This window comes from Streptomyces lacaronensis (assembly GCF_047337785.1).
Lineage (GTDB): Bacteria > Actinomycetota > Actinomycetes > Streptomycetales > Streptomycetaceae > Streptomyces > Streptomyces lycopersici.
In genome coordinates this window covers 5,709,444-5,725,738 of the sequence record NZ_JBLHDK010000003.1, presented here as the reverse complement: position 1 = coordinate 5,725,738, position 16,295 = coordinate 5,709,444, and the positions used below count along the sequence as shown (strand labels likewise).

The 16,295-nt window shown below is 72.6% G+C and carries 11 protein-coding genes; 6 read left to right on the top strand and 5 right to left on the bottom strand.

The features are described from left to right. The first annotated feature begins 38 nt into the window (after positions 1–38). The 3 genes from ACMTAK_RS24755 (at position 39) to ACMTAK_RS24745 (ending at position 3,530) form a co-directional block, all read left to right on the top strand. A complete protein-coding gene (locus tag ACMTAK_RS24755) occupies positions 39–1,475 on the top strand; it encodes a sensor histidine kinase (RefSeq protein WP_413808241.1) in 1,437 nt (478 codons plus the stop codon). After that, positions 1,472–2,176, top strand: a complete 705-nt coding sequence (locus ACMTAK_RS24750; RefSeq protein ID WP_413808240.1) for a response regulator — start codon at positions 1,472–1,474, stop codon at positions 2,174–2,176. Before ACMTAK_RS24755 ends, ACMTAK_RS24750 begins: the two co-directional genes overlap by 4 nt. Before the next feature lie 130 nt (positions 2,177–2,306). Then, the gene (locus tag ACMTAK_RS24745) at positions 2,307–3,530 is read left to right on the top strand and encodes a cytochrome P450 (RefSeq protein ID WP_413808239.1); all 1,224 of its coding nucleotides are present in this window, start codon (positions 2,307–2,309) and stop codon (positions 3,528–3,530) included. 99 nt (positions 3,531–3,629) lie between these two features. On the opposite strand, the gene ACMTAK_RS24740 is transcribed toward ACMTAK_RS24745, so the two are convergent. After that, positions 3,630–5,282 (bottom strand): ABC transporter permease, encoded by a 1,653-nt coding sequence (locus tag ACMTAK_RS24740; protein ID WP_413808238.1) that lies wholly within the window; start codon positions 5,280–5,282, stop codon positions 3,630–3,632. Next, the gene (locus tag ACMTAK_RS24735; RefSeq protein WP_413808237.1) at positions 5,279–6,196 is read right to left on the bottom strand and encodes an ABC transporter ATP-binding protein; all 918 of its coding nucleotides are present in this window, start codon (positions 6,194–6,196) and stop codon (positions 5,279–5,281) included. Before ACMTAK_RS24735 ends, ACMTAK_RS24740 begins: the two co-directional genes overlap by 4 nt. Before the next feature lie 92 nt (positions 6,197–6,288). On the opposite strand from ACMTAK_RS24735, the gene ACMTAK_RS24730 reads away from it, so the two are divergent. Then, a complete protein-coding gene (locus ACMTAK_RS24730) occupies positions 6,289–6,840 on the top strand; it encodes a GbsR/MarR family transcriptional regulator (RefSeq protein WP_413808236.1) in 552 nt (183 codons plus the stop codon). A gap of 57 nt (positions 6,841–6,897) precedes the next feature. Here the strand turns inward: ACMTAK_RS24730 and ACMTAK_RS24725 are convergent, their stop codons facing one another. After that, positions 6,898–7,965 (bottom strand): hypothetical protein, encoded by a 1,068-nt coding sequence (locus ACMTAK_RS24725; protein ID WP_413812975.1) that lies wholly within the window; start codon positions 7,963–7,965, stop codon positions 6,898–6,900. Between the two features lie 214 nt (positions 7,966–8,179). Here ACMTAK_RS24725 and ACMTAK_RS24720 point away from each other — a divergent pair, with 214 nt between their 5' ends. Then, a complete protein-coding gene (locus tag ACMTAK_RS24720; protein ID WP_413808235.1) occupies positions 8,180–9,463 on the top strand; it encodes an adenylosuccinate synthase in 1,284 nt (427 codons plus the stop codon). 64 nt (positions 9,464–9,527) lie between these two features. Here the strand turns inward: ACMTAK_RS24720 and ACMTAK_RS24715 are convergent, their stop codons facing one another. Together ACMTAK_RS24715 and ACMTAK_RS24710 are read right to left on the bottom strand one after the other, a co-directional pair. Beyond that, positions 9,528–11,348: a protein kinase domain-containing protein gene (locus tag ACMTAK_RS24715; protein WP_413808234.1), complete on the bottom strand. Its 1,821-nt coding sequence runs from the start codon at positions 11,346–11,348 to the stop codon at positions 9,528–9,530. A gap of 51 nt (positions 11,349–11,399) precedes the next feature. Next, a complete protein-coding gene (locus ACMTAK_RS24710; protein WP_413808233.1) occupies positions 11,400–14,525 on the bottom strand; it encodes a protein kinase domain-containing protein in 3,126 nt (1,041 codons plus the stop codon). A 341-nt stretch (positions 14,526–14,866) separates the two neighbouring features. On the opposite strand from ACMTAK_RS24710, the gene ACMTAK_RS24705 reads away from it, so the two are divergent. Continuing rightward, positions 14,867–16,228 (top strand): aspartate aminotransferase family protein, encoded by a 1,362-nt coding sequence (locus ACMTAK_RS24705; RefSeq protein WP_413808232.1) that lies wholly within the window; start codon positions 14,867–14,869, stop codon positions 16,226–16,228. Positions 16,229–16,295: the final 67 nt, after the last annotated feature.

Genomic DNA, 16,295 nt, shown 5'->3' with positions numbered 1-16,295 from the left:
CATTCCCGGGGACGACGCCGCGGCGCCCGCTCCCTACCGTGGACGGCGTGACTGAGACGATTCCGCGGACCGAACTCCGCACCATCCGCCAGGCGTTCTCCGATCTGCGGAAGGACTTGATCACCGGCTCCTTCGCCCTCCGCCCGGTGCCGCCGCTGTCCGCCACGCATCCGCTGGTGCGCCATATGCCCCGGGCGGTGCGGCCGTACGCGCCGTGGTTGCCGCATGCCGTGATCGTGGCCGGCGCCTTCTATCTCATGGCCGTGGCGAGTGAAACCGAGAGCATGGGACTGGCACTGCTCAGTGCCGTACCCCTGCTGCTGGCGCTCTACCGGCCGATCGGCGCCTGGTGGCTGTCCTTCGCGGCGAGCGTCTTCTGGGGCCTGGCCGTCCCCGAACCGGTCGGGAGCAGCATGTGGCCCTGGCCGGCGACCCTCTTCGCCTCGCATGTCGCGGTGATGGCGATCGTCGCGAGCCAGAACCTCCCGCGGGTGGCCGGGCAGATGCTGCTGCTCACGGCAGCGTTCGGAATCGTCTGCGATTTCAGCGCCGATGGGGGGCACACGAACGCCTTCCCCATGGTGGCCACCTCCTGCGTCATCGTGGGCGCCGTCGTCGCCCGGCGCAGTCTGCGCGAGACCAAGCAGCAGGTCGCCGTGCAGGAGTCGGCCACCCACGAGGAGCGCTCCCGCCGCACCCTGTTGGAGGAGCGCGCGACCATCGCCCGTGAGCTGCACGACGTCGTCGCGCACCACATGTCGGTGATCGCCATCCAGGCGGAGGCGGCGCCCTACCGGGTGGCTAATCCGCCCGAGGAGCTGGCCACCAGCTTCGCGACCATCCGGGAGAACGCGGTCGCCGCGCTCACCGAACTCCGCCGCGTCCTCGGCGTCGTCCGCGCCGACGACCCCGACGCCTACGCCGACGCCGACCCCGAGGCGCCCCAGCCGACCCTCGCCACGCTCGACACGCTCTTCGCGGGGGTCCGGGCGGCGGGGCTGACCGTCGAGCACATCACCACCGGCGCCGTGCGGCCGCTGCCCTCCGGGGTGGAGCTGTCCGCGTACCGGATCGTCCAGGAGGCGCTGTCCAACGCGCTGCGGCACGCGCCCGGCAGCATCGCCCGCGTCGAAGTCGCGTACGTCCTCGGCGGTCTGGGCCTGCGGATCGTCAACGGCCCGCCCACCCAGGCCGTACGGCCCTCGCCGGGCATGGGCCATGGGCTGCTCGGGATGCGGGAGCGCGTGGCCATGCTGAATGGGGAGATGACGGCGGGCGCGGTGGAGGAGGACGGCGGGTACGAGGTCGCGGTCTTCATCCCGGCCGCCGCGATCCCCGAAGCGGAGGCGTCCGGAGCGGAGGCATCGGCACCGAAGCAGGGGCCCGCTCCGGATCCATCGGACCAGGCACCGGGGTTGAAGAAGCCGGGGTTGAAGAAGGGGCCCGCCCCGGAGGGGGAGACGATGAAGCCATGACCGCCGACGCCCCCTCCCTCCCCTCTCCCATCCGCGTGCTGATCGCCGACGACCAGGTGATGGTCCGCGAGGGCTTCTCCGTGCTGCTGAACGCCCAGCCCGATATCGAGGTCATCGGCGAGGCGGTCGACGGGCGCCAGGCCATCGCCCAGGTGGCCGCGCTGCGCCCCGATGTCGTCCTGATGGACATCCGGATGCCGGAGGTCAACGGCCTCGAGGCCACCCGCGAGATCGTCGCGGCGGACGCGGACGCCAAGGTGCTCGTCCTGACCACCTTCGATCTGGACGAGTACGTCTACCAGGCGCTGCGTGCCGGAGCGAGCGGCTTTCTGCTCAAGGACGCCTCCGCCCGTCAGCTCGGCGACGCGGTACGTGTCGTCGCGGCGGGCGAGGCGCTGCTGGCCCCGGCCGTCACCAAGCGCCTGATCAGCACGTTCTCGCGGATCGGTGAGGCGGCCGGGTTCGGTGGTTCGCTTCCCTCCCCACGGGGGCGGCTGGCCGAGCTGACCGAGCGGGAGAACGAGGTCCTGGTGCTGGTCGCCCAGGGCTGCTCCAACGCCGAGATCGCCGAGCGGCTGATCGTCGCCGAGTCGACGGTGAAGACGCATGTCAGCCGGATCCTGGTGAAGCTGGGGCTGCGCGACCGCACCCAGGCGGCGGTGTTCGCCTACGAGGTCCGCCTGGTGACGCCCGGAGGCTGACGCCGACCGGCCCGCCGAGCCCCCGGAACTGCCCCTGGGTACATCTGGCGACCCATTGGTGCATCTGGCGACCTCTGGGGGCGGCTGGCGACCTCTGGAGGGCGAGCCGGACCGGCGGTACCGTCCGGGGATGAGCAGCAGTGCGGAAGTCCCCGCCTTCGCCCCCTGGCGGCCGTCGTTCGTCGCGGACCCGTATCCGGCCTACGCCGAGCTGCGCGAGCGCGGCCGCGCGCACTGGTTCGAGCCCTCCCGCCAGTGGCTGATCCCGCGTCACGCGGATGTCGGCGCCCTGCTGCGGGACCGCAGGCTCGGCCGCACCTATCTCCACCGCTTCGGCCATGAGGAGTTCGGCCGCACCGCGCCGCCGCCCGAGCACGAGCCGTTCCACACCCTCAACGACCACGGCATGCTCGACCTGGAACCGCCGGACCACACCAGGCTGCGCCGGCTCGTCTCCAAGGCGTTCACCCCGCGGACGGTCGAGGCGCTGGTACCGACGATCCAGCGGCTCGCGGAGGAACTCGTCGACTCCCTCGTCGCCTCGGGCGGCGGCGATCTCATCGAGACGGTCGCCGAACCGCTGCCGGTCGCCGTGATCGCCGAGATGCTGGGCATTCCGCCCGCCGACCGCCCCGCCCTGCGTCCCTGGTCGGCGGATATCTGCGGGATGTACGAGCTGAGTCCGGGCGAGGAGACGGCGCGCCGGGCCGTGCGGGCGTCCGTCGAATTCTCCGCGTATCTGCGGGAGTTGATCGAGGCGCGCCGCAAGGCCCCGGGGGACGATCTGATCAGCGGGCTCATCGCCGCGTATGACGAGGGCGACCGGCTCACCGAGCAGGAGATGATCTCCACCTGTGTGCTGCTGCTCAACGCGGGCCATGAGGCCACGGTCAACACCACCGGGAACGGCTGGTGGGCGCTCTTCCGCCATCCCGGGCAGCTCGCCCTGCTCCGTGCCGACCCCGACGCGCTGCTGCCCACCGCCGTGGACGAGCTGCTGCGCTATGACACCCCGCTCCAGCTCTTCGAGCGCTGGGTGCTGGAGGACATCGAGGTCGGCGGCACGCTCATCCCGCGCGGCAGCGAGGTCGCGCTGCTCTTCGGCTCGGCCAACCGCGACCCGGCCCGCTTCGACCGCCCCGACACCCTCGATCTCTCCCGCACCGACAACCCCCACATCAGCTTCGGCGCCGGGATCCACTACTGCCTGGGCGCCCCGCTGGCCCGGCTGGAGCTGATCGCCTCCTTCGGCGCCCTGCTCCGCAAGGCGCCCGGACTGCGGCTGGTCAAGGAGCCGGAGCGGGGGGCGAACTTCGTCATCCGCGGTCTGCGGGAGCTCCAGGTCGAGCTCTGAGCGGAGCCGGGGGAAGGCGGCCGGGACGGACGAGCCCCCTGTTGTCCACAGCCTGTGGACAACAGGGGGCGATTGCCGGAACGTGGTGGGCCGACGGGGTCAGCCGCCGATGTCACGGCGGCGCATACCCACCAGTCCTCCGGCGGCGAGAACGACCGAGAGGAGCAGCAGCCACAGGAACGGCGCCGCCGTCACGTCGTCGCCCGGCAGCTTCGGCAGATGGCTGAAGGGTGAGGTGTCCATGACGGAGTCGGACAGCTCCAGCGCCGGGCCCATCCAGCCCAGGGCGACCACCCAGCCGACGAAGGCCCAGGCCGCGGCCGAGTACTTCGGCACCACGCCCACGAGGAAAAGCGTCACGCTGGTGAGCACCCACACCGCCGGGAGCTGGGCGAGTGTGGCGCCCAGGCAGCGCGGGAGCTGGTCGGCCAGATCGCCCGCCGCGACGCCGTAGCCCAACCCCAGCGCCAGACCGCCGATCGCCAGGATGACCACCGGGCCGAGGTACGCGATGACCAGGTGGCTCCCGGCCCAGCGCAACCGGCCGACGGCGTTGGCCAGCAGGGGCTCAGCGCGCTGGTCGGTCTCCTCGCCGCGCAGCCGCAGCACGGAGGTGGTGGTGTAGACGGTGAGGATGGTGCCGAGGACGCCGACCATGGCGGCCAGGAACGCGTCGTTGAGCCCCTGGGCGCCGCCCATCCGCTGGATGATGTCGCGGGTCTTGTCGCTGTCGCCGAGGAAGTCGTTCGCACCGTCGGAGATGCCGCCGAAGATGGCGCCGGCGAAGACGAAGCCCGCGGCCCAGCCGAGCAGGGCACCGCGCTGGAGCCGCCAGCCCAGGCCGTAGACGCCGCTCAGCAGCGGGCCGGCGGCCGGCGGGCCGGGACGGGTGGCGTAGAAGCTGGCGCCCACGTCGCGACGCCCGGCGAGGGAGTAGGCGAGGGCGATCGAGGCCGCGGCGAGCACGGCGACCAGCAGCAGCGGCCACCAGCGCTCGTCCGCGTACGGCCGGGCGTACTCGGCCCAGCCCAGCGGCGAGAGCCAGACCAGGACATGGCCGGAGCCCTTGCTGCCGTCCTCGGCGGCGTCACCCGCCATGCGCAGCACGAAGGCGACGCCGACCGCGGCGGAGCTCAGGCCCCGGGCCAGCCGTGCGTTCTCCGTGAGCTGGGCGGCGACGGCGGCCAGACCGCCGAAGGCCATACCGGACAGCCCGACGGCGAGGCCGAGGGCCAGCGCGCCGGTGCCGCCCTGGCCCGCGAGACTGCCCGCGATGAGCAGGGTCACCGCGCCGTTGGCGATGGCCACGGCGAGCAGGGCCGAGGTGAGCCCCGCGCGGCGGCCGACCATGCCCGCGGAGAGCGCCTCCTGGCGGCCGGTCTCCTCCTCCTCACGGGTGTGCCGGATCACGATGAGCAGGCTCATGATCGCGGCGAACACCGTGAGGAAGGCACCCACGCGCCAGACGGTGAGCGCGCCGAGCGAATCGTCGAAGGCGGCGCCGAACAGGGCCCGGGTCGAGCCGTTCCCGTTCATGTCGTGGACGAGGCTCGCGCGGCGGGCGGGGGTGTCGTACGCGCTCTTCAGACGGCCGACGGTGCTGCTGGCCGTGAGCCCCAGGCACAGCACCCACACCGGCATCATGATCCGGTCGCGGCGCAGGGCGAGTCGCAGCAGCGTGCCCGTGCCCGCCAGATCATGGGCCGATCCGCGGGCGCGGGGGGAGACCCGGGCGTCGGCTACGGCGGTCATCGGGCGATCGCCTCGGCTTCCGTGCGCGTGATGTCCTCCTGGTAGTGGCGCAGGAAGAGCTCTTCCAGGGTGGGCGGGGTGGAGATGAGGCTGCGCACCCCGACCTGGGTGAGCTGCCGCAGCACGGCGTCCATCTTGTCGGAGTCGACCTGGAGCTTGACCTGGCTGCCCTGGATGTCCACGTTGTGCACACCGGGGAGGCCGGACAGGCCGTTGGGCTCGCCGGCGAGATCGGCGGTCACCGACGTACGGGTCAGATGGCGCAGCTCGGTGAGGGTGCCGGACTCCACCCGGCGGCCCTTGCGGATGATGCTCACCCTCCGGCAGAGCGCCTCGACCTCGCTGAGGATGTGGCTGGAGAGCAGCACCGTACGCCCGCGGTCGCGCTCCTCGGCGACGCACTCGCGGAAGACCTCCTCCATGAGCGGGTCGAGCCCGGAGGTCGGCTCGTCGAGGATCAGCAGCTCCACTTCGGATGCGAACGCGGCGACCAGGGCGACTTTCTGGCGATTGCCCTTGGAGTACGTACGGCCCTTCTTGGTGGGGTCGAGCTCGAACCGCTCCAGGAGCTCGGCGCGGCGCGCGGTGTCCAGACCGCCGCGCAGCCGCCCGTACAGGTCGATGACCTCTCCACCGCTCAGGTTGCGCCACAGGGTGACGTCTCCGGGGACGTACGCGATGTGGCGGTGGAGGTCGACCGCGTCGTGCCAGGGGTCCTTGCCGAGCAGCTGCACCGCGCCGGAGTCGGCGCGGAGCAGTCCGAGGAGGACCCGGATGGTCGTGGACTTCCCGGCGCCGTTCGGCCCGAGGAAGCCATGGACCTCACCTGCCTCGACTTCGAGGTCGAGGCCGTCCAACGCGTGGGTCCGGCCGAAGGACTTGTGGAGGCCGGACACGGAGATTGCCGTTTTCATGATTTCGAAGCTACGCTAGTTTCACAAATTTGTGAAGTTAAGGAACCGTATAAACTTATGATGATGTGACGAAGAGAGGAGATGATGAAGCGGTGAGGGACACGAACGAACCGGGGGGCGCGCCCGATGACACGCGCGGTGAAGCGGCGCGTGACGAGGCGGCGGTGTCCAGGTTCGTCGAGCGGTTCGCGGCCGATCTGGCCGAGGCCGGGATGCAGCGCATGGCGGCGCGGGTCTTCGCGGCGCTTCTCGTCTCCGACTCCGGGGCGCTCACCTCGGCGGAGCTCGCCGAGCGGCTGCGGATCAGCCCGGCCGCGGTCTCGGGCGCGATCCGCTATCTGTCGCAGGTGGACATGGTGGTGCGGGAGCGCGAGCCGGGCTCCCGCCGCGATCGCTACCGGCTCTACAACGAGGTCTGGTACGAGACGCTGACCCGCCGCGACCAGATCGTCGCCCGCTGGGAGAGCACCATGCGCGACGGCGCGAAGGTGCTCGGCCCCGGCACCCCGGCGGGGCTGCGGATCACCGAGACCGCCGACTTCTTCGAGTTCGTCCAGCGGGAGCTGCCCAAGATGCTGGAGCGCTGGCGCGCCCAGCAGGCCGAGCGCCGCGCCGCCGAGGCCCGCGAGGCCGAGGCGGGCTGACGCCCCACTCGCGCCGCCGCCCGGCCCCACCGGGCCCGGGGGCGGCGCGAGTGGGGCTCAAGGGCGGTGGGGGAGCATCAGGCTCCAGGCCTCGGCCAGGACCGTCCAGGTGCGGCTGCGGACCGGGCCGCGGATCAGCGCGTCCGCGTGGTAGCGGAAGTCCGGGCCGGAGACGGTGACGGCCCGTGCCCGGGTGCGCAGTGGACCGCCCGCCGCATGGGGGTGGACCACGATCTCGGCCAGCCCGCCGCCCGGCGCGGCCGTCGAGACCGAGACCCGCTCCACCGGCCGGTCCAGGTCGGTCAGCAGCACCCCGTCCGCCTCGATCCGCAGCCGCTGCGGCGGCGGATGCGCCGGCCGCCGGGCGCCGCCCGCCAGGCCGATCACCGGCAGCGAGAGCAGTGTCAGTGCCGTGCGGGCGGTGCGGGCCGCCGGGCTCCACCACGGCCGGTGGCCATCGCCTTCCCCGTCGGGGCCGTCCCGGTCATGGCCGGGCGGGCCCGCGCCGTCGCGGCCGTCCTCGCCGTCCTCGGCCCGGCGGGGGTCGTGGGCGCAGGGGTCGCAGCCGCAGTCCCGGCCCCTCGCCCCGTCGCCGTGCGGCCCCGGGCCGCGCCCGCCCGTCCCGTCGGTCCCGTCCGTCGCGTCGCTTCCGTCCGGCCCGGCCGCCGCGCCGCAGCCGCCGCCCGGCATCCCGTCGTGCGCACCGTGAGGAGCGAGCCCGGAGGGGATCCGCAGTCCGCCGAGGACCACTCCGCCGCTCTCGTCCACCAGCAGGTCACGCGGGCGCGCGGTCCCGTCGAGGACCGTACGGGCCGCCGCGACCGCGTCGGTGGGCAGCCCGAGCGAATGGGCCAGGGCGACCGTGGCGGAGCCACCGACCGGGACCACCGACAGCGCGGCGTCCGCCAGCTCCCGCCGCCGGTGCAGCAGCTCCACCATCCGCAGCAGGGCACGGTCGTCGCCCACCAGCACCGGCCGGCGGGCGCCCCGGCGGGCCAGCGCCCGCTCGACCTCCTCCGGGCCTTCCGGCAGGCAGATTTTCGTCTGCGCGCCCGCACACAGCACATCCTTGGCGATCCGCACCGACTCGCCGTCCGTGCGGCGGGCGTTGGGGTCGATGACCATGAGCAGCGGGCGCCCCCGGGCGGTGTCCGGCGCGGGGGGCCGGGGATCTGGAGCCGACACCTCGGTCCTTCCTCAGGTAATCTCTCGGTGCAAGAGCCCCTGTCGCTGTTGCGCCAGGGGCTTCGTCTATCCGGGGCACCGGTTCGACGGCTCTTGTGGTGGCGTACGTCACCATGCACGTTGGACATGCCCCGCCCGGAAGGGGTGTACGCCTGTGCCCGCACTTGTGCTGCTCGGTGCTCAGTGGGGTGACGAGGGCAAGGGAAAGGCCACCGATCTGCTCGGTGGCTCCGTGGACTATGTAGTGCGCTACCAGGGCGGTAACAACGCGGGCCACACGGTGGTGGTCGGCGACCAGAAGTACGCGCTGCACCTCCTCCCGTCCGGAATCCTCTCGCCCGGGTGTACCCCGGTCATCGGCAACGGCGTCGTCGTGGACCCCGCGGTCCTGCTCTCCGAGCTGAGCGGTCTCGCCGACCGAGGCGTCGACACGTCCAAGCTGCTGATCAGCGGTAACGCCCATCTGATCACGCCGTATCACACGACCCTCGACAAGGTGTCGGAACGATTCCTCGGCAAGCGGAAGATCGGCACCACCGGCCGCGGCATCGGCCCGGCCTACGCGGACAAGATCAACCGGGTGGGCATCCGGGTCCAGGACCTCTTCGACGAGTCGATCCTGCGGCAGAAGGTCGAGGCGGCCCTGGACTACAAGAACCAGGTGCTGGCCAAGCTCTACAACCGCCGCGCCATCGCGGTCGACCAGGTCGTCGAGGAGCTGCTGGGCTACGCGGACCGGCTCGGCGGCTATGTCGCCGACACCACCCTGCTGCTCAACGACGCCATCGACCAGGGCCAGGTCGTGCTCTTCGAGGGCGGGCAGGGCACCCTGCTCGACGTCGACCACGGCACGTACCCCTTCGTCACCTCCTCCAACCCGACCGCGGGCGGCGCCTGCACCGGCACCGGAGTGGGCCCGACGAAGATCAGCCGCGTGATCGGCATCCTGAAGGCGTACACCACCCGCGTCGGCGCGGGCCCGTTCCCCACCGAGCTCCTCGACGAGGACGGCGAGAAGCTGCGCACGATCGGCGGCGAGCGCGGTGTGACCACCGGGCGCGACCGGCGCTGCGGCTGGTTCGACGCGGTCATCGCGCGCTACGCGACCCGGGTCAACGGCCTGACCGACTTCTTCCTCACCAAGCTGGACGTGCTCACCGGCTGGGAGCGGATCCCGGTGTGCGTGGCGTACGAGATCGACGGCAAGCGCGTCGAGGAACTGCCGTACAGCCAGACCGACTTCCACCACGCCAAGCCGATCTACGAGACGCTGCCGGGCTGGTCGGAGGACATCACCCAGGCCAAGACCTTCGACGAGCTGCCGAAGAACGCGCAGAAGTACGTCCAGGCGCTGGAGGAGATGTCGGGCGCCCCGATCTCGGCGATCGGCGTCGGGCCGGGCCGTGACGAGACCATCCAGATCAACTCGTTCCTCTGACTCCTCGGCGGGAGCGCCGCTCCCGGGAGCCCGGCTCTCGGGAGCGCCCCGCGCGCCGGCGTCACTACGCCGCGGGCGGGCCGAACACCCCGGCGGGCTGCTGCGGCTGACCGGCGGGCCGCGAGGCCCGCTGCTCCTGCATCTTGGTGATCCGGCGCACCACGGCGATGGCCAGCAGCGCGGTCAGGATGCCGATCGAGTCGTCGACGATGCTGATGATGACGCTGGGCCGCTGTTCCCGGACGTTGTCGGCGACGATCTCGCTGATCCCGTTCACCGGGAACATCAGGAACATGATCACGAAGAACGTCCACCACCAGTGCAGCACCGCGCGGCCGCGGCGCCCGGGCCCCGGCGGAGTGCTGGAGGTCCAGACGTCGTTGGCGATCTGCTTGGGCAGCCACAGCTGGGCGATCGGGATGAACCAGGCGCCCACGGAGTAGCCGCTGCCGAACCGCTGTCGCCCGGGGTTGAGCACCGTGGAGTTGATGTAGGCGGTGCGGAACCAGACCAGCCACAGCACGACGAGCACGAGCGCGGCGACACCGGTGCCGCTGTCCATCGCCTCGACATCGCTCCGCTTGCTGTAGAGCAGGTCATTGGAGACCACGCCGGAGTCGAGGGCGAAGTAGGTGTCGAGCAGCGAGATGTTCAGCGCCATGTCGAGGAGCGTCAGCACCAGCCAGATGCCGAACATGCTCATCAACGCGGTGGCCAGACCCCGGATCGGCCTCAGGCTCGTGCCCGGGGCGGGGAAGCCCATCGGCGTCTGATAGCCGCCTTGCCAGGGTTGGGTGGTGGGCTGGGACATCTGGTACGGGGGACCACCGGCCGCGTGGGCCTGGGGGGTCGCGTACGCGGACGGCGTCGGCGTGCCGTACGCGGAGGGGCCGGGCGGGGTGTGCGCGGCGGCCTGGGGGTGGCCGTACGCCGACGGGCCCTGCTGCGGCGCCACGGCATCCGGCTGCGCGTTCTCGGCCTCCACCTCCAGCAGCTGGAGCGCGTCCCGCCCCAGCCGGGCGAGCAGTCCGCCCGGCAGCCAGGGCTCGCCGTCATCGGTCACCGGCTGGGTGGCGGCCACCAGCTCGTCCACCGAGGGCCGTTTGGCCGGGTCCTTGTTCAGGCACGCGGTGACCAGCCCGCGCGCGCCGTCCGGGAGCCCCACCAGATCGGGCTCCTCCTGGGCTATTCGGTACATCAGGGCGTGGATGCCGCTGTCCAGGTTGCCGAAGGGCTGACGTCCGGTGGCGGCGAAGGCGAGCACCGAGCCGAGGCAGAAGACATCGCTCGCGGCCGTGACCGGCTCGCCCCGCACCTGCTCGGGCGACATGAACCCGGGCGAGCCGACGACCGCGCCGGTCATCGTCAGATTGCCGCCCGTAGTGGTGCCCATGGCGTCCAGGGCACGCGCGATGCCGAAGTCGATGACGCGCGGACCGTCGATGGTGACGAGGATGTTGGACGGCTTGAGGTCGCGGTGGACCAGCCCGGCGCCGTGGATGTCGCGCAGCGCGAGGGCCAGCCCGTTCGCCAGGATCCGCAACGAGCGCTCGGGCAGCGCCCCGAAGTCCTCGGCGACGACGCTGTGCAGGGACGGACCGCCGATGTAGCCGGTGGCCACCCATGGCACCTCGGCCTCGGTGTCGGCGTCGAGCACGGGCGCGGTCCACTGCCCGCCGACTCGTCTCGCCGCCTCCACCTCCCGCTTGAAGCGGCCGCGGAAGTCGGTCTGGCGTGCGAGTTCGGCCTGTACGAGCTTCACCGCTACGGTGCGGCCGCGGGCGGAGCGGGCGAGATAGACCCGGCCCATTCCGCCCTCGCCCAGCTTGCCGAGCAGCCGGTACTCGCCGATCCACCGCGGGTCCTGGGCCCCGAGGTTCTCCATCGCGGTGTGGCTCCTGTCCCTGTGCCGATAGTCCCTCTGCCGATCGGCCGATCAGTCGAGGCGGGTGAACGTCTGTGTCATCGTCTCATCGCTGTAATCGTCCGGGTCGTCATATTCGACACGCAGCTTGTCATGTCCGGAAGATGTGAACGTGAGTGACGTGCCGGGTCCGCAGAGATTCTTGGGAGTCCCCCCGGTGAACTTCGAAGGGCTGAGGACCAGTCCCTTCTCCACCGAGGCCAGGATCCGGTCACCCTCGCAGTGGTACTTCTTGCTGTCCGCGACCTCCTGGCCCACCACGGAGCCGATCGCGCCCTGCTTGATGGTGATCTTCAGCGTGGCGTCGGGCTTCCCGAACGCGTCCTTGGCCAGCCAAGTGCCCACGTACCCGGCGGGGATGGGCTTGCCGCCGCTCTTGGAGGGGCGCAGCGTCGCCTCGGAGGAGCCGTCCGTGGTGCTCCAGGCGAGGGTGCCGTCGTTGCCTATCCGCAGCGTCTGCTCGCCGACCGCGCTGCAACTGTCCTCGGGGATGCTGGTGGACACCTCCTCGTCCTCGATGAGGAGCAGGCTGTCCACCGACTTGAGCTTGGCGGAGTCCTGGCAGAACGAGTCCGAGTCGGAGGTCAGGGTCTCGGCGACGACCGCGCCGACCGGCCCCTGCGAGAGCACGACCCGGCGGATCTTGCCGGTCGACTCACCGCTCTCCTTGATCTCGCCCTCCCAGGCGCCCAGATACTCGGTGGGCACGTCGCCCGACGTCTCCAGCTTGGTCGCGGACGGATCGGGGCCGTCCGAACCCCCGGCGGAGCCCTTGGAGTTGCCGCCGCCCGATCCACCCGATCCGCCCGGGTCGGGCGGGGTGTGGGTCATCTTGTCGTAGTCGGTCTTGGCCCGGTCGCCCTTGTCGTCGTTCCCCTTGACGATGGCGAGCGCGGCGACGCCGGCTATGAGGGCGGTGGCGACGGCGGCGGAGACGACGATGAGCGTCTTACGGCGTCGTCGGTTCGGCTTCGGGGGTGTCTGCGCCGAGCCGCCTCCGGGCCCGCTCGGCGTCCCTGACCCACTCTGCCCTCCCGGTCCGCTCGGTCCACCTGGTCCGCTTGGTCCGCCCGGTCCGCCCGGTCCGCCGAACCCGGCGGAAGGCGACCCGGCGGCCGCCCCGAACGAGGTGACCGCGGGCGGCCCAAAGCCATGAGATGGCGTCGGCGGCTCGCCCTCCGCGCCCGCCTGCGACGCCTGCGACGGCGTGGCGTGCGACGGGTAGCCGTACGCCCCGTGGGCGTAGGGCCCGCCGGAAACGGGCGAGTTGGGTGCGGCGGCACCCGGGCCTGCCTGCGGCGGGGTGGCGCTTCCGGGTGCGCCATGGCCGGGCGTGCCCGCGTGCGGCGTGCCCGCGTGCGGCCCGGCGGAGGGTCCGCCGGGTGTTCCGGGCGCGGCGGCGTGCGGAGTGCCGTGGCCGGGTGCGGCGCTGCCGGGCGCGTTGGGCGGGGTGGCGGGTCCTCCGGCCGCCCCTGCCTGTGGCGGAGTGGCGTTCCCGGGCGCGCCATGGCCCGGTACGCCCGCGTGCGGGGTGCCCTGATCCGGCCCGGCCTGCCCGGTGCCTGCCTGAGGCGCGGCGGGGGATCCACCGGGCGTGGCGGGTGGGGCCGCGTGCGGGGTGCCGTGGCTTGGCGCGGCGCCCCCAGGCGCCTGCGGTGCACCCGCCTGCGGTGCGGCGGCAGGTCCGCCGGGTGCCGCGGGCGCGGCGCCACCGGACGCGTTGGGCGATGCGGTGGCGCCTCCCGTCGCCCCTGCCCGCGGCGGGGTGGCGCTTCCGGGTGCGCCGTGGACCGCTCCGGTCTGCGGTGTACCCGCCGATGGCGTGGCGTCCTGCGGGCCTGCGGCCGCCCCGCTGGGGTCCGGCGCGGCGGCCTGCGGGGCGCCGGACGGGTCGGCGGACCGGCGCGGGTCGGCCGACGGTGTGCCGCCTGCCTGTGGCCCGGCGGCCGGGTCGGGGTTCCCCTGGTCCTCGCCCGCCTGCGGCGCGGCCGGGTGCCCGCCGGGCTGGCCGGGGGCGCCCTGTGCCGTGCCCGTCGAGGGCGGAGCGGACGGAGCCGGGGGGAGTGGGGCCGCCGAGGGGCGGGGTGGGGTGGTCGGTGGCGGCGGAGTGGGGGGTTCTGCCGGGGCCAGGGGGTACGACGTGGCCGACGGCGGCGCGGCGGGCGGCGGCGGGACGGCGGGGCCCGACGCCCCGGCCACGGGCGGTACGGCGGGGCGCGCGGGCACCCCCGGCCCGGCGGGCGTCTCCACTTCCAGCAACTGCACCGCGTGCCGCCCGAGTTGGGCGACGAGCGTGCCCGGCAGCCACGGCTCGCCGTCGTCGTCCGCCCCGGCCGTACGCTCCAGCAGCGCCTCCAGCGAGGGCCGGTCGTCCGGGGCCTTCTTCAGGCAGTCGGTGACGAGGTCCCGCAGCCCCTCCGGCAGTCCCTCCAGGTCCGGCTCCTCCTGGGCGATGCGGTACATCACCGCGTGCACCCCGCTGTCGGCCGTGCCGAAGGGCTGACGTCCGGTCGCCGCGTAGGCGAGCACCGAGCCGAGGCAGAACACGTCGCTGGCGGGGGTGACCCGCTCACCGCGCACCTGCTCGGGCGACATGAAGCCGGGCGATCCGACGACGGCGCCGCTGCGCGTGAGGATGCCGTCGGTGACGGTCTCCAGCGCCCGTGCGATACCGAAGTCGATGACGCGCGGACCGTCGATGGTGACCAGGACGTTGGACGGTTTGAGGTCACGGTGGACCAGACCGGCGTCGTGGATGTCGCGGAGCGCCTGCGTCAGGCCGTGCGCCAGGATGCGGACGGTCCGCTCGGGCAGCAGGCCCGACTCGGCGACGATCGCGTGCAGGGAGGGACCGGCGATGTAGCCGGTGGCGACCCATGGGGTGGCGGCCTCGGTGTCGGCGTCCAGCACCGGCGCGGTCCATGCGCCCCCGACCCGCTGCGCGGCCCGCACCTCCTGTTTGAACCGCCGCCGGAATTCGGCCTGTTGGGCGAGCTCGGTCTGGACGAGCTTCACCGCCACCGTGCGTCCGCGTGATGAATGAGCCAGGAACACCCGGCCCATGCCACCCGCGCCAAGGCGCCGGAGCAGCCGGTACTCACCGATCCAGCGAGGGTCCTCGGCCCCCAGGTCTTCCATGCGTCGACCGTCCCTTCCCCGTGAATCCCCCTGATCAGCCCCCCGGAGAGAATAAGGGCGGCTGAGAGCGAAGTGGACGACGCGGACGATCCGTTATCGGTTCCGTATCCGTCCTGTGTCACTCCCGAGCCGGAGAACGGAATCCCGGAGCTCCGGAGGGGACGGCCAGGAGCGAAATCCGGACAGCCGCGTCCCGACCACCGGCGACGGCCACGGGCCCCCGCCGCCCGGCAGGATGTCGGCGTACGACCCGAAACCCGGACAGGCTGTCGGTGCCGGGCGCGGGGCCGGGGTCCGTACGCTGGTCCCGCCCCGACCCGCGAGCGATCCGAGGTACGAACGTGTCCGTGCAGCCCAGCCCCGACCACGCGGCCGGCGCCGCCGTCAAGGCCGCCGACCGCGCGCATGTCTTCCACTCCTGGTCCGCGCAGGGCCTGATCGACCCCCTCGCCGTCGCGGGCGCCGAAGGCTCGTACTTCTGGGACTACGACGGCAACCGCTACCTCGACTTCTCCTGCCAGCTGGTGAACACCAACATCGGCCACCAGCACCCCAAGGTCGTCGCCGCGATCCAGGAGCAGGCCGCGAAGCTGTGCACCATCGCGCCGGGCTTCGCCGTGGACGTGCGGTCCGAGGCGGCGCGGCTGGTGGCCGAGCGCACCCCCGGCGACCTCGACAAGATCTTCTTCACCAACGGCGGCGCCGAGGCGGTGGAGAACGCGGTCCGCATGGCCCGGCTGCACACCGGCCGCGCCAAGGTGCTCTCCGCCTACCGCTCGTACCACGGCGCCACCGCCGCCGCGATCAACCTCACCGGCGACCCCCGCCGCTGGCCCTCCGACACCGCCTCTGCGGGTGTGGTGCACTTCTGGGCGCCGTTCTTCTACCGCTCGCCCTTCCACTCCGACAGCGAGCAGCAGGAGTGCGAGCGCGCGCTGCGCCACCTCGAGGACACCATCGCCTTCGAGGGCCCGCAGACCATCGCCGCGATCATCCTGGAGACCATCCCCGGCACCGCGGGGATCATGGTTCCGCCGCCCGGCTATCTGGCCGGGGTCCGGGAGATCTGCGACCGCCACGGCATCGTGTTCATCCTGGATGAGGTCATGGCGGGCTTCGGCCGCACCGGCCACTGGTTCGCGGCCGACCACTTCGGCGTCACCCCGGACCTGCTGACCTTCGCCAAGGGCGTCAACTCCGGCTATGTGCCGCTCGGCGGCGTCGCGATCTCCGCCGAGATCGCCGCGACCTTCGACCAGCGCCCCTACCCGGGCGGGCTCACCTACTCCGGCCACCCGCTGGCCTGCGCCTCGGCCGTCGCGACGATCAACGCGATGGCGGAGGAGGGGATCGTGGAGAACGCCGCCGCGATCGGCGAGAACGTGATCGGCCCCGCGCTGCGGGAGATCGCCGAGCGCCACCCCTCGGTCGGCGAGGTGCGCGGCCTCGGCGTCTTCTGGGCGCTGGACCTGGTCAAGGACAAGGAAACCCGCGAACCGCTCGTGCCGTACAACGCGGGCGGAGCGGACAACCAGCCGATGGCCGACTTCGCGGCGGCCTGCAAGCGCGGCGGTCTGTGGCCCTTCGTGAACATGAACCGCACCCATGTCGTGCCGCCGTGCACCGTCACCGAGGCCGAGGCCAAGGAGGGCCTGGCGATCCTGGACGAGGCGCTGAACGCGGCCGACGCGCACGCCTCGTAGCGGCTGCCGGTACCGGCTTCCGGCGCTGCCCGTTTGCCTCTGGACGCGGCCCGACCGCCGCCCGACG

What these genes read in the sequence shown, in the direction of transcription:
- ACMTAK_RS24750 (WP_413808240.1), top strand. Translation starts at nt 1,472, where the DNA reads ATGACCGCCGACGCCCCCTCCCTCCCCTCTCCCATCCGCGTGCTGATC.
- ACMTAK_RS24745 (WP_413808239.1), top strand. Translation starts at nt 2,307, where the DNA reads ATGAGCAGCAGTGCGGAAGTCCCCGCCTTCGCCCCCTGGCGGCCGTCG.
- ACMTAK_RS24740 (WP_413808238.1), bottom strand. Translation starts at nt 5,282, where the DNA reads ATGACCGCCGTAGCCGACGCCCGGGTCTCCCCCCGCGCCCGCGGATCG.
- ACMTAK_RS24735 (WP_413808237.1), bottom strand. Translation starts at nt 6,196, where the DNA reads ATGAAAACGGCAATCTCCGTGTCCGGCCTCCACAAGTCCTTCGGCCGG.
- ACMTAK_RS24725 (WP_413812975.1), bottom strand. Translation starts at nt 7,965, where the DNA reads ATGGTCATCGACCCCAACGCCCGCCGCACGGACGGCGAGTCGGTGCGG.
- ACMTAK_RS24715 (WP_413808234.1), bottom strand. Translation starts at nt 11,348, where the DNA reads ATGGAGAACCTCGGGGCCCAGGACCCGCGGTGGATCGGCGAGTACCGG.
- ACMTAK_RS24710 (WP_413808233.1), bottom strand. Translation starts at nt 14,525, where the DNA reads ATGGAAGACCTGGGGGCCGAGGACCCTCGCTGGATCGGTGAGTACCGG.